Source organism: Cryobacterium algoritolerans (genome assembly GCF_004402785.1).
In the GTDB taxonomy this organism is placed as follows: domain Bacteria; phylum Actinomycetota; class Actinomycetes; order Actinomycetales; family Microbacteriaceae; genus Cryobacterium; species Cryobacterium algoritolerans.
On sequence record NZ_SOFP01000081.1, the window covers coordinates 1 to 12,658 of the forward strand.

The following is a 12,658-nucleotide window of genomic DNA, read 5'->3' on the forward strand; positions in this document are numbered from 1 at the left end:
CGCCCGTAATCCCGAGGGCATCCAAGGCAAAACCGCCCGTCGGCACACGGAAAATAGCTCCGCAAACAAGGAATGGCCTCCGAAATCTCGGAGGCCATTCTTTTTGGGGGTAGTTCTAGGAACGAATTCACCCAGTTCCAGGAACAACCCATTGTGCGGAGACGGTGGGATTTGAACCCACGGTACCCCGTGAAGGGTACTCCACCTTAGCAGGGTGGTGCACTAAGCCGTACTATGCGACGTCTCCTCGGTGCCTGCAACACAAACACACCTCAGCAATCATAACCTCACTCACGGCATCCGATTAACACGGGCGACTGCCGCCCGGATCACTACTGGTTTTCGAGGGTGCGGCCGACGGAGCAGGTGAGTTCCCCCGCCGTCTGGCCGGTCGCCGACTTGGGGAGCACGGTGACGCCCGGTGTCGTCGCAGCAGGGTCGGGCGTGGTGGCGGACGTCGCGGTTGGCGCCGGATCCGTCGGTGCCGACGGTGCCGGTGTTGCCGACGGTGCCGGTGTTGCGGTCGGGTCCAGGGTCGCGCCGCGACCGGTGCTGCCGCCCAGCTTGAGCGGCTGATCGGCGGCAACGGCGGTGAACAGGTCGTCGAAGTCCGACTGCAGGGGAACCACGCCGCCCGTGGTGCCACCGGTGGGAACCTGCACGAACACGACCTGGTCCAGAGGGATGCCCTTGAGCGCCACCGCGATTGAGGCGAGTGTCGACACATTGTTCAGGCTCGCCGACAGGTTCATGTTCGCCGTCACCGCCTTGGCCAGGGAATACACCTTGAGCGGGTCGGAGAGGGTGTCGGCGCTCTTGATCGTGCGCACGAGCGCCGACATGAACACCTGCTGGTTGTTGATCCGAGTCAGGTCACTGCCGTCCCCGACGCCGTGCCGGGTGCGCAGGAACTGCAGGGCTGCGACGCCCTCGAGCGTGTGCATGCCCGGGGTCAGGAAGGTTCCGGTGTACTCGTCCTGGATCTCCTCGGCCACGCAGACCGGTACTCCGCCGACCGCGGTGGACATGGCCATGACCCCACTGAACTGCACCTCGGCGGCGAACGGGATGTCCAGGCCGGTCAGTTTCTCCACGGTGAGCACGGTGCAGGCCAGGCCACCGTAGGTAAGCGTGGTGTTGATCTTCTGCCGGCTCATCGAATTGAAGGTGCCACCCTTCGGGTCGGGGCAGGCCGGGATGGGCACGAACATGTCGCGAGGAAAGCTGATCACCGACGCGTTGCTGTGATCGGCGGAGATGTGCAGCAGCATCGTGACGTCGTTCAGGTCGCCGGTGGAATCCACCGCTCCGAAAACGGGGTCCTGTCCCTTTCGGCTGTCGCTGCCGACCACAAGCAGGTTCACACCGCCGGGGATCGCCCCGATCTGGGGAACAGGGCCCTTCGTCTCGTTGGCCAGGTGCACGCTGGGTTTCACACTCGCGGCGACGTCGTAGGTGGCGAGGGCGGCGACGGACACGCCGCTGACCAGCACGACGGCGATGGCCGCCGCGAGGAACTTCACCACGGTGACGACCGGGTTGGACCTGCTCAGCCGACCGTGCCTGGCGAAGGTCGAGAGCTTCCGCGACCGTTTAGAGCGGGGGCGCAATTGGTCGCTCACTCTGATCCCTTCGTCGTGTGCCGGAGTGCGGCATCCAGGTGCGGAGGGCGTGGGATTCGAACCCACGAGACATCTCTGCCCACCAGTTTTCAAGACTGGCTCCATCGGCCGCTCGGACAGCCCTCCCGTTCGCTGCATGACAGCGCAGAGAGCACGCGATCAATACAGGCGAATATCGACCGATTCTAGCCGATGACCCACCCTCCAGAATGCCAGCGGCATGCTGGCCGGCGGCTCGGCGAGGCTACAGGCTGCTCAGCACGAACGCGAGGCCGTCATCCTGAACGGCCCCGGTGGTCTCGCCGGCCGCGGCGATGACCTCGTCCGGCGCCTGCCCCATCGCCACGCCGCGGCCGTGGACGGCCGCCCATTGCAGCAATTCGATGTCGTTGCGGCCGTCGCCGACCGCCATCACCCGGTCCCGGGGGATGCCGATCTCGGCGCGCACCCGTTCCATGGCGGTGGCCTTGTTGACGCCGTCGGGGGCAATGTCCAGCCAGGCGGTCCAGCCGATCGCATAGCTCACCCGGTTGAGCCCCATCCGGTCGACGACCCGGAGGAAATCGTCCATGTCGTGATCGGGCGAGATCACCACGACCCTGGTCGCGGCATGGCGAAGCAGGTCGTCGAAGTCGACGTGTTCACTGTCCAGCCCGATGGTCGCGTCCGGGAACGGCTCGGTGTAGCGGTAGTAGCCGTGCTCGTCCTCGACGGCGTAACGGGCGGTGGCGAGGTGGGACCTGATCGAGAGGAGAACCTCGGTCGGGTCGAAGGTTTCGACCCACTCGCGCCGGTACCCGGTGGGCGAATCGGGGTCGCGATGCAGAGTGATCGCTCCGTTGGAGCAGACGACGAAGCGCGGAGCGATCTCGAGGCGATCGAGCACGGGCAATGTGGTCGCGGCGGAACGTCCGGTGGCGAGCATGACCTCGTGGCCGGCCGCGTCGAGGCGCCGCACCTGGTCGAGCACCCGCGCGCTGATCGTCCCGTCTTCGTGCATGGTCGTGCCGTCGATGTCGAGGGCCACCAGCCAGGGCGCATCCGTCGTGCCCGGGCTGGTCACGGTCACCGCATCGAGGCTCACGGCGCGGGCTCGATCACGGTGAGACCGCCCAGCCAGGGCCGCAGGGCCTCCGGGATGAGCACCGAACCGTCCGCCTGCTGGTGGGTCTCCAGCATCGCGACGATCCAGCGTGTGGTCGCGAGGGTTCCGTTCAGGGTGGCCACGGGGGCCGTCTTGCCGGAATTGGTGCGGTAACGGATGTCCAGGCGCCTGGCCTGGTAGGTGGTGCAATTGCTCGTGCTGGTGAGTTCGCGGTAGGCGTTCTGGGTGGGCACCCACGCCTCGATGTCGAACTTGCGGGCCGCGCTCGACCCAAGGTCGCCGGCGGCAACGTCGATCACCCGGTAGCTCAGCCCGAGCGACTGGAGCATGTCCTCCTGCAGGGCCACGAGGCGCTCGTGCTCGGTCTCGGCGTTCTCGGGCAGCACGTAGGTGAACATCTCGAGCTTGTTGAACTGGTGCACCCGGATGATGCCGCGGGTGTCCTTGCCGCCCGAACCGGCCTCCCGCCGGTAGCAGGTCGACCAGCCGGCGTAACGGAGCGGCCCGTCGGCCAGGTCGAGGATCTCGTCGGAGTGGTAACCGGCCAGTGCTACCTCGCTCGTTCCGGTGAGGTAGAGCTCGTCAGCGGGCAGGTAGTAGATCTCATCGGCGTGTTCGCCGAGGAAGCCGGTGCCGTCCATGATCTCGGGCCGCACAAGAGTGGGGGTGATCAGGGGGATGAAACCGGCAGCGAGGGCACGGTCGAGGGCCATGTTCATCAGCGCGATCTCCAGGCGGGCGCCGATTCCCTTGAGGAAGTAGAAGCGCGAGCCGGAAACCTTGGCGCCGCGGGCCATGTCGATCGCGCCGAGGAGTTCGCCGAGTTCGAGGTGGTCGCGCGGCTCGAAGTCGAAGACGGGGATCTCGCCGTGGGTGCGAAGGGTGAGGAAGTTGTCTTCCCCGCCGGCCGGGACACCGTCGATGATCGGGTTCGCGATTGTGCGTACCACGGAGGTGAACGCCGTCTCCGCGTCGCCCGCGGCAACGCCGGCCACCTTCACCTGCGCCGCGAGGGCCTGGGCCTCGGCGACGAGCGCCTTCTTCTCCGCGGCCGGGGCCGACGCGACCCGCTTGCCGAACTGGTTCTGCGACGCGCGGAGGTCCTCGAAGGCCCGGATCGACGCCCTCCGTTCGGTGTCGGCCTCGAGGGCACGATCAACCGCCTCGACGGACGCACCGCGCGCCGCCTGGGAACGCTTGATGAGGTCGGGATTCTCTCGCAGCAGCACAGGATCAATCACGCTGGCCAGTCTACAAGCGCCCACCGGGGCACCTTGCTAGCCTTGCCCCGTGAATACTCCCGGTCAGACCGAAAGAGCTTTGCGCGCTGCCGTCGTCTACAACCCGATCAAGGTCGACCTGGCAAGACTGCGGGTGAGCGTGGCCGGAGCCGCGTCCGCCGCGGGCTGGGACGAGAGCCTCTGGTTCCCGACTTCCCTGGCCGATCCGGGCTACGAAGCGACCCGGCTCGCCGTGGATCAGGGCGCATCCGTCGTGCTTGCGGCCGGCGGAGACGGCACGGTCCGCGCAGTGGCAGAGGTTCTCCGGCTCACCGGGATCGCACTGGCCATCGTGCCTGCGGGCACAGGGAATCTCCTGGCCCGCAACCTGAGGCTGCCGCTGTCGAGCCTCGACGAGTCGGCCACGATCGCGTTCACCGGGACCGACAAGGCCGTCGACGTCGGAGTGGCGAGCGTCACGACCGAGTCAGGCGCCGCCGTCGAGCATGTCTTCCTCGTGATGGCGGGGATCGGCCTGGACGCCCGGATGATCGCCAGCACCAGTGCCGACCTGAAGAAACGGATGGGCTGGCTCGCCTACGTCGACGCGGGCGCGCGGGTCATCCCCACAGCCAAGCCGTTCCGGATCCGGTACAGCGTGGAAGGACGCACCGACCGGCCGGCGCACGTGAGCACCATCCTGGTCGCCAACTGCGGCCTTCTGCCCGGGAACATGCAATTCCTGCCGGACGCCCGCGTTGACGACGGCATCCTCGACATCGCGGTGCTGCAGCCGAAGGGCTTCCTCGGCTGGCTCACGATCTGGCGCCGGGTGACCTGGGAGAACGGGGTGCTTCGCCGTTCGGCCGCTGGCCGGAGGATCATCGATCGGACCGAATCGAGCAACGAACGGGTGATGACGACGCTGCGCGGCGCCGGCATCCGGATCGTACTCGAGCAGCCGCAGGAATTTGAGATCGACGGGGACGAGTTCGGCACGGTGCGTGCGGCCTCGTTCCGTGCCGACCCTGGCGCGCTGACGGTGCGGATGCCGGCCGACGCCTGAGCACGGCTGGGGGCGCCGGTCAGACCTGCGCCTCACCGGCGGTCGGGGCAGGGTTGGTTGGGGCGCGGTCGGCCCCGGCGTCACCGACCAGGTCCCTCAACCATTCCCTCGCGCCGATGAACACTTCGTCGTCGTAGTGCGAGGTGAACTCGATCGGCCGCTTGTCCGCTCGAGGATACGAGCCAAGGAATAACACCTTCGGGCTGAACCGGCGAAGGCCGAGCAGCGCGTCGGCGACGCGTTCATCCTGGATGTGGCCGTCGGCGTCGATCACGAACCGGTACCGCCCCATAGCATCCCCGATCGGACGCGACTGGATCAGGCTGAGGTTGACGCCCCGGGTGGCGAATTGTTCGAGCATGTCCAGCAGCGATCCGGGGCGATCCTCCGGCAACTCAACGATCACGCTGGTCTTGTCGGCGCCGGTGCGGGGCGGAATTGACGTGCGCCGGCTGACGAGTACGAACCGGGTGAGTGCGTGGGGATTGTCTCCGATCCCGGTCGCGAGCACGGCCAGGTTGTAGCGCCTGTCAATTCCGATCGGCGCGATCGCGGCATCCGCCTGGTGGCCGTCGAGGAGGGCTGACGCGGCCGTCACGTTGCTCGACGCCGGGATGTGGCCGTGGTGCGGCAGTGTGGCCTCGAGCCAGTTACGGCACTGGGCGTAGGCGACGGGGTGCGCGTTGATGACCCGCACGTCGGCGAGTTCGGTGCCCGGCCTGGCGACAAGCACGAAGTTCACCGGAACGAGGTACTCGCCGATGATGCGCAGGTTCGGCACGCTCGCGAGGGCGTCCTGGGTGGCGGACACGCCACCGTCGACCGAGTTCTCGATGGCGATCATCGCCGCGACGCTGCGCCCGGAGACGACGTCGGCGAGGGCCTCGCCGACATTGTTGACCGCGCGCCACGCCTTCCCATGGGCCTCCGGCACCTGGGCGAGGGCCGCTTCCGTGAACGTGCCGGCCGGGCCGAGGAAGCTATAGCAGGCATTGCGCGTCTCCGACATGGCTCACAGCCTACTTGCAGTGCAAGACTGGGACCCATGACAGCACAAGCGGGCACCCCGGCCCAGGAATCTGACCTGATCGACGTCGACGCGCTGGTGAAGGCGTATTACGACCTGAAACCGGATGTCTCGGTGCCAGCCCAGCGCGTCGCCTTCGGCACCTCGGGCCATCGGGGCAGTTCGCTGAACACGGCCTTCAACGAGGACCACATCATCGCGACCACCCAGGCGATCGTTGAGTACCGCGCCCAGCAGGGCATCACCGGGCCGCTCTTCATCGGCACCGACCCGCACGCGCTGAGCGGCCCGGCCTACACGACCGCGCTCGAGGTGCTCGTCGCAAACGGCGTGCGCGTGCTCGTCGACGAGTTCGACGACTACGTGCCCACCCCCTCACTCTCGCACGCGATCCTCGCCTACAACCGCGCCGGGAACAGTGACGAGGCCGACGGGATCGTGGTCACCCCGAGCCACAACCCGCCCTCCGACGGCGGCTTCAAGTACAACCCGCCGCACGGCGGGCCGGCCGACAGCGACGCCACCTCGTGGATCGCGAACCGGGCGAACGAGCTCATCGCGGGCGGCCTGCACGACGTGAAGATGAGCGAGCCGAGCGCGGTCGAGACCTACGACTTTCGCGGCCACTACGTCGACGACCTCGAGAACATCATCGACATGGCCGCGATCAAGGCGAGCGGCATCCGGATCGGCGCCGACCCGCTCGGCGGGGCCAGCGTCGGCTACTGGGGCGCGATCCGTGACCGGTACGAGCTCAACCTGACCGTCGTCAACCCCAAGGTCGACCCGACCTGGCGATTCATGACCGTGGACTGGGATGGCAAGATCCGGATGGATCCGTCAAGCCCGTCCGCGATGGCATCCGTGCTCGCCCACAAGGACGACTACGACATCCTCACCGGCAACGACGCGGACGCCGACCGTCACGGCATCGTTACGCCGGACGCCGGCCTGATGAACCCCAACCACTTCCTGGCCGTGGCCATCGACTACCTCTACAGCCACCGCGAGGGCTGGCGCGCGGATGCCCAGATCGGCAAGACACTGGTCTCGTCGACCATGATCGACCGGGTAGCCGGGTTCCTCGGCCGGGACCTCTGGGAGGTCCCGGTCGGGTTCAAGTGGTTCGTGCCCGGCCTGATCGACGGCTCGGTCGCGTTCGGCGGCGAGGAGAGCGCCGGTGCGAGCTTCGTGCGCTTCGACGGGACCGTCTGGACCACCGACAAGGACGGTATCCTGCTCGCCCTGCTCGCCTCGGAGATCCTCGCCGTGACCGGCAAGTCCCCGAGCCTGCGATACGCCGAGCTGGCCGAGCATTTCGGTGCGCCGGCCTACGCCCGGGTGGATGCCGCGGCAACGCCGGCGCAGAAGACCCAGCTCGGCAAGCTGGACGGTGAAGCGATCACGGCCACCGAACTCGCCGGCGAGAAGATTATCGCCAAGCTCAGCCACGCCCCCGGGAACGGCGCGGCGATCGGCGGGGTCAAGGTCGTCACCGAGAACGCCTGGTTCGCGGCCCGGCCCAGCGGCACCGAAGACGTCTACAAAATCTACGCCGAGTCGTTCAAGGGCGAGGAGCACCTGCGCCAGGTGCAGATCGAGGCAAAGGCGATCGTGGACGCGGCCATCGCCTGAGCGGAGGTCGAGCCTGTCGAGCCTGTCGAGCCTGTCGAGCCTGTCGAGCTGTGGGGGCGCTTCGCGCCCGGGTGGCAGCCGAAGGCCTCCGCTTTCTCAGGAGACCCCGGATACGTCGTGGCTAGGGAATGCTCCAGTAGTATGCCGTCGCGCCCGGGTGCTTCTCGGTGATCGCGTAATCGACCGAGCGGTAGTCGGTGTCGTCGGTGTGGCCGGAGTAAAAGATCTCGACGTTGTCGCCTGAGCCTTCGATCCGGGTGACGACGCCGGTGTGGTCGCGGTCGCCGGAATTGTCCCAGTCGAACTGGGCGATGTCGCCGAGCTTGACCTCATCGCGCTGGTCATCGGTGAGTTCGGTTGCCCGGCCGGAGCTTGCGAGGTACCTCATCATGGCGGTGGAGCTAATCCAGGCCGCCGAGTGAGTGAACGAGCCGCCCTTGCCCTTCGACCACCAGGCGTCGTCCATTGCCCAGCCGCGCTGGATGAGGGACTGGCTGGTGAAGTTGACGCAGTCGTTCTCGGCGACGACGCCGTAGTCGGCCGTGTTGTAGCTGGTCCAGTGCGCGAGCAAGTAGGCCACCTGCGCCTCGGCACCTGGAGTGGCCGGGGTCGGTTTCGGCTGGGCGACCGCGACCGGCGCGCCGGCGTCGGCCGGGGCGGCACGCGGCGTGGCGGTCGGGGCCTTCGACGCCGAGCTCTTGCCGGCCACGGTGTCTCGCGCACCCTCGGCCCGGGCTGCGGACGAGGGTTCGTCGTCGCCGAGGGAGGCGACAGCCGCCGTTCCGGCGACAAGGCCACCGAGCACCAGCACGACGACGCCGATGCGGAAACGCCGGGTTAGCAACACAAAAGACTCAATTCGGTAGAGGAAGGATACATCCAGATAAGCACACTTGCGAGGGAATTTCACGGCGCCGCCTGTGAGTCCGAGCCGGTTCCGTACGCTACTTGACGCTCCAGAAGGAGACCGTCCCACCGCCGTCGCGGAGGGATTCGTCCACCGACTGGTAGTCGGTATTCGAGGTGTGACCTGCGTAATAGATTCGAGCGGTTCGCCCGCCCCTCTCGACTCGGGTCACGATCCCGGTGTGGTCGCGGTCGCCGGAATCGTCCCAGTCGAATTGCACGATGTCGCCGACCTTGACAAGGTTGCGCTGCTTGTCCGTGAGTGGGGTTGCCCGCTCCGGGTGAGCGGCCAGGTAAGCGGCGAATGCGGTCGAACTCGCCCACGCCGGGCTGTACTGGAGACTGTTGGTGTCGAAGGACCAGTCGGCATCCATCGTCCAGCCTCGGGCCAGGAGGGATTGGCTGGTGAAGTTGACGCAGTCGTTGCTGCCGATGGAACCGAACTCTTCGGTGTTGTAGTCGTCCCAGTGGGCCAGCGCGTAGCTTGTCTGCGCGGTGATTCGCGGGTCTGGGACGTAGTTGAAGGTCAGCGGGGCCGTGCCACCTGTGCTCGCGGCCGGCGCGGCGGCCGGCACCGGCGCAGATGCGGTCCGAACCGGTGCGGCGGGAGCGGCCGAACCGGTGACGGGGACCGAAGCGACGGATGCCCCTGCGGAAGCGGCGGCAGGGACGTCGGCGGACGGGGTGTCCGTTCCGGCATCGTCGACCGGAATCGTCGCGCCGGCTCGGTCGAAGAGTTCGACCGCGACGGGTCCGGTGTCCAGGTCTGTGGCGGGTGGGGTGGTGATGGTTACTGTCGTCTCGGTGGCGGAGACGACGGCGCCGGGGTTCCCGCCGAAACTCACGCTCGCCACGCCGGCCAGGTCGGTACCGCTCACGGTCACGGTCGTGCCGCCGGTTACCGGGCCGACAGACGCCCCGTCGGGAGCACTGATGCTGCTGTGCACGACAGGCTTCGGTTGCTCGACCGGCACCGCGGGGGCCGCCGCTAGGGGCGCCGTCCGGGTGGGGGCAGGTGCGCCGGCACCGAGCGCGTTGCCACCGGTGGCGAAGCCCACCGAGATGGCGACGGCGGCACAGGCGGCCGCGGCGCTTCCGGCGAGCAGGACGCGCCGCGGTCGTGCTTTCTTCTCCACGCGGTGGCGCGAACGGATACGGGTTTCACTGGGAGATTCGGGGCGCACAAAATCGTTTCTGGGTAGCTTGAGGGGACCCAAGACCCAATCACGTCCGGATGGCAGAAGCCTGTGCACAGCATCCGAAACCCATGCACGGGCGTTGGATCAGTGGTATCCGGGTGCCGCCGGCAGGCCGAAGAACTCCTCGAGTGTGGTCACGCCGGAGTTGTGCATTTCGGTCGACAGGTCGACCCCGACATACCGGAAGTGCCATGGCTCGTAGGCGTAGCCCGTGATCTGGACCTTGTCGGCCGGGTACCGCAGCAGGAACCCGAACCGCCACGCGTTCTGCGCCAGCCACTGGCCGTGCGCGGTGGTCCCGAAGCAGGGATCGAGCGAACAATCCCCGGGCAGCGCGCTGATGTCGATGGCCAGTCCCGTCTGGTGCTCGCTCGTTCCCGGGCGCGCCGTACTCGTGTCGGCGAAGGCCTGGCCGTTGGCCGCAACGTCCTTGTTGTAGACATCGAGCTGGGTCGAGTAGCTGCGGTATGCACTGTGCGACTGGAGTTGCAGCCCCTTTTCGGTCGTGAACGCGGCGAACATCGCGACGACGGCTTTGGACGCCTCCGCACGCAGCAATGGACTCCAGATGTGCGGTACCGGCACCTCGACCAGGTCGGGTGGGGTGTAGTCGGCCGGCTGTAACGGCAGGATCTTGTCGACGACCACCCACAGGCTGGTGGGGCCGTCGATGGATCGGGCCGACCGGTTGAAGGTGGGCACGACGGCCGGATGCTGCGAACCCGTCGGCGGAGGCCGCGCCGGCCCGGTCGAAGTGGGCTGTGGAGTGGGCATCGGCAGCGGGGCCGTCGCCGGGCCGGTCCTGGTCACAGCGCCGGCCAGGGAGGTTGGCGCACGGCCGGAGATCGTGCCGATCACGAGCGCGCCACCGGCCAGCAGCACGGCCAGAAGGGTCAACCCGACAATGCGCCGCCTGCGCACCGACCGCGACACCCCTGGTTGCTGTTCTTGCCCCACATCGCTGAGCATAGTCCCGGGAGGTGAATCGGCCTCTCCGGACGGGCCGCAGGATGGTTGAAGATTCATTGCCGGTCGTGTAACTTTGCACACGATGCAAACTCCCGCCCCCGCCACCGCCGCCCCGCTGATGAACCATCGGCAGATCCTCTTTGTCATTTTCGGCCTGATGGCCGGGATGTTTCTCTCAGCACTCGACCAGACCATCGTCGGAACCTCGATGCGCACCATTGCCGACGACCTCGACGGCATGGCCCTGCAGGCCTGGGTGACGACCGCATACCTCATCGTGTCGACAATCAGCACTCCGATCTACGGCAAACTCAGTGACATCTTCGGCCGCCGCCCGCTGTTCCTGATCGCGATCACGGTCTTCCTCGTCGGCTCCCTGCTGGCCGGCATGGCGAACTCGATGTACGAGCTGGCCGTGTTCCGCGCGATCCAGGGCCTGGGCGCCGGCGGGCTGATGGCCCTCCCCCTCACGATCATGGGCGACATGCTCGCGCCCCGGGAACGCGCGAAGTACCAGGGCTATTTCCTGGCCGTCTTCGGCGTCTCGAGCGTGATCGGCCCGCTGATCGGCGGAGTACTCTCCGGTGCGACGACGATCCTCGGCGTCACCGGCTGGCGCTGGGTCTTCCTGATCAATATCCCCATCGGCATCGTCGCGCTCGCGATTGTGCTCAAGTTCCTGCACGTCCCGCACTTCACGCGCCCGGTGCGCATCGACTGGTGGGGCGCCGTGACCGTCGTGCTGGCCGCGGTGCCGCTGCTGCTCGTCGCCGAACAGGGACGCACCTGGGGCTGGGGTTCGCTGGCCTCGATTGCCTGCTACGCGATCGGCGCATTCGGCATCGTCGCCTTCATCCTGGCCGAGCGAATGATGGGCGACGACGCGCTCATCCCGCTCAAGCTCTTCACGTCGCCGACGTTCTCGATGGCCACCGTGCTCGGCGTTTTCGTCGGGTTCGGCATGTTCGGCGCCATGATGACCGTTCCGCTCTACCTGCAGCTCGTCGACGGTGCGAACCCGACCGAGAGCGGGTTCATGATGCTGCCGATGATCCTCGGCCTGATGATCTCGTCGATCGTCAGCGGCCAGATCATCGCGCGAACCGGCCGGTACAAGATCTTCCCGACCGTCGGAACGGCCTTCATGTCGGCCGGATTCCTGCTCTTCACCTTCTCGACCGCCGACAAGCCGGTCTGGTTCATGATGATCGGGATGCTCCTGGTCGGCCTTGGACTCGGCCAGCTGATGCAGACGCTCACCATCGCCAGCCAGAACTCGGTCGGCCCCCGCGACATCGGCGTCGCAACCAGCGCGTCGACCTTCTTCCGCCAGATCGGTGGAACCCTGGGCACCGCCGTGCTGTTCTCGGTGCTGTTCACCCGCATTCCGGACACCCTCGCATCGGCCTTCGGCGACCAGACGCTACTGGCGGGCGTCAAGGCCGCCGCAACCGACCCTGCCGTCCAGGCGAATCCGGCGAACGCGGGCATCCTCAGGCTGCTGGCGAACCCGAGCGGCATCGGCGGTGCCCTCGACGGGGACACGTCCTTCCTCAAGGCGGCTGACCCTCGCCTGGCCCAGCCGTTCCTCGTCGGCTTCAACGACGCCGCCCTCACCGTGTTCTGGGTGAGCTTGGTTGTCGTGTTGATCGCGTTCCTGCTGAGCTTCTTCCTCAAGGCACCGCCGCTGCGGAAGACCTCCGCGCTCCAGGAGGCGGCCGATGCGCACGCCGCCGAGCAGGCCGAACTCACCAGGGATGCCCAGCGCGCTGCCGACACCATGGGTGCCCTGATCGAACCTGGAATCGACTCCGACGAGTTCACGCGCGCGGACCCGGCCAAGGCCAATTAGCGTTCGCGCCGATGCCACGGAGGTTCTGCTCCGGGCATACCGCTCGAGGTCGATCTC

Annotated in this window: 10 protein-coding genes and 2 tRNA genes; 3 read left to right on the plus strand and 9 right to left on the minus strand. The window is 67.3% G+C overall.

The genetic code is table 11. From position 1 onward, the window contains the following. Positions 1-156: 156 nt before the first annotated feature. From E3O19_RS16480 to serS, 5 genes are all read right to left on the minus strand, one after another. A tRNA-Ser gene (locus E3O19_RS16480) sits at positions 157-247 on the minus strand. An 85-nt stretch (positions 248-332) separates the two neighbouring features. Beyond that, positions 333-1,622 (minus strand): LCP family glycopolymer transferase, encoded by a 1,290-nt coding sequence (locus E3O19_RS16485; protein ID WP_134569378.1) that lies wholly within the window; start codon positions 1,620-1,622, stop codon positions 333-335. Positions 1,623-1,663: 41 nt separating this feature from the next. Next, positions 1,664-1,748 (minus strand) — tRNA-Ser (locus E3O19_RS16490). 118 nt (positions 1,749-1,866) lie between these two features. Continuing rightward, positions 1,867-2,706, minus strand: coding sequence for an HAD family hydrolase (locus tag E3O19_RS16495; RefSeq protein WP_241981452.1), 840 nt, complete (start codon positions 2,704-2,706; stop codon positions 1,867-1,869). Beyond that, positions 2,703-3,968 carry a serine--tRNA ligase gene (gene serS, locus E3O19_RS16500; protein WP_134569379.1) on the minus strand — a complete coding sequence of 422 codons (1,266 nt, stop codon included), beginning with the start codon at positions 3,966-3,968 and terminating at the stop codon, positions 2,703-2,705. Before serS ends, E3O19_RS16495 begins: the two co-directional genes overlap by 4 nt. Before the next feature lie 49 nt (positions 3,969-4,017). Between serS and E3O19_RS16505 the strand changes: the two genes are divergently transcribed. Next, positions 4,018-5,013, plus strand: coding sequence for a diacylglycerol/lipid kinase family protein (locus tag E3O19_RS16505; RefSeq protein WP_134569380.1), 996 nt, complete (start codon positions 4,018-4,020; stop codon positions 5,011-5,013). A 19-nt stretch (positions 5,014-5,032) separates the two neighbouring features. Here E3O19_RS16505 and pheA read toward each other — a convergent pair whose 3' ends face one another. Continuing rightward, entirely contained in the window at positions 5,033-6,022 is a 990-nt protein-coding gene (gene pheA / locus E3O19_RS16510; RefSeq protein WP_134569381.1) for a prephenate dehydratase, read from the minus strand. Positions 6,023-6,058: 36 nt separating this feature from the next. On the opposite strand from pheA, the gene pgm reads away from it, so the two are divergent. After that, positions 6,059-7,675 carry a phosphoglucomutase (alpha-D-glucose-1,6-bisphosphate-dependent) gene (gene pgm, locus E3O19_RS16515; protein WP_134569382.1) on the plus strand — a complete coding sequence of 539 codons (1,617 nt, stop codon included), beginning with the start codon at positions 6,059-6,061 and terminating at the stop codon, positions 7,673-7,675. Between the two features lie 121 nt (positions 7,676-7,796). Here the strand turns inward: pgm and E3O19_RS16520 are convergent, their stop codons facing one another. The 3 genes from E3O19_RS16520 to E3O19_RS16530 all read right to left on the minus strand — a co-directional run bounded on the left by E3O19_RS16520 (position 7,797) and on the right by E3O19_RS16530 (position 10,677). Further along, positions 7,797-8,522: an amidase domain-containing protein gene (locus tag E3O19_RS16520; RefSeq protein ID WP_166804603.1), complete on the minus strand. Its 726-nt coding sequence runs from the start codon at positions 8,520-8,522 to the stop codon at positions 7,797-7,799. A gap of 97 nt (positions 8,523-8,619) precedes the next feature. Beyond that, positions 8,620-9,717, minus strand: coding sequence for an amidase domain-containing protein (locus tag E3O19_RS16525; RefSeq protein WP_166804604.1), 1,098 nt, complete (start codon positions 9,715-9,717; stop codon positions 8,620-8,622). 147 nt (positions 9,718-9,864) lie between these two features. Further along, a complete protein-coding gene (locus E3O19_RS16530; protein ID WP_241981453.1) occupies positions 9,865-10,677 on the minus strand; it encodes a M15 family metallopeptidase in 813 nt (270 codons plus the stop codon). A gap of 154 nt (positions 10,678-10,831) precedes the next feature. On the opposite strand from E3O19_RS16530, the gene E3O19_RS16535 reads away from it, so the two are divergent. After that, a complete protein-coding gene (locus tag E3O19_RS16535; protein ID WP_241981454.1) occupies positions 10,832-12,601 on the plus strand; it encodes an MDR family MFS transporter in 1,770 nt (589 codons plus the stop codon). The last annotated feature ends 57 nt before the right edge of the window (positions 12,602-12,658 follow it).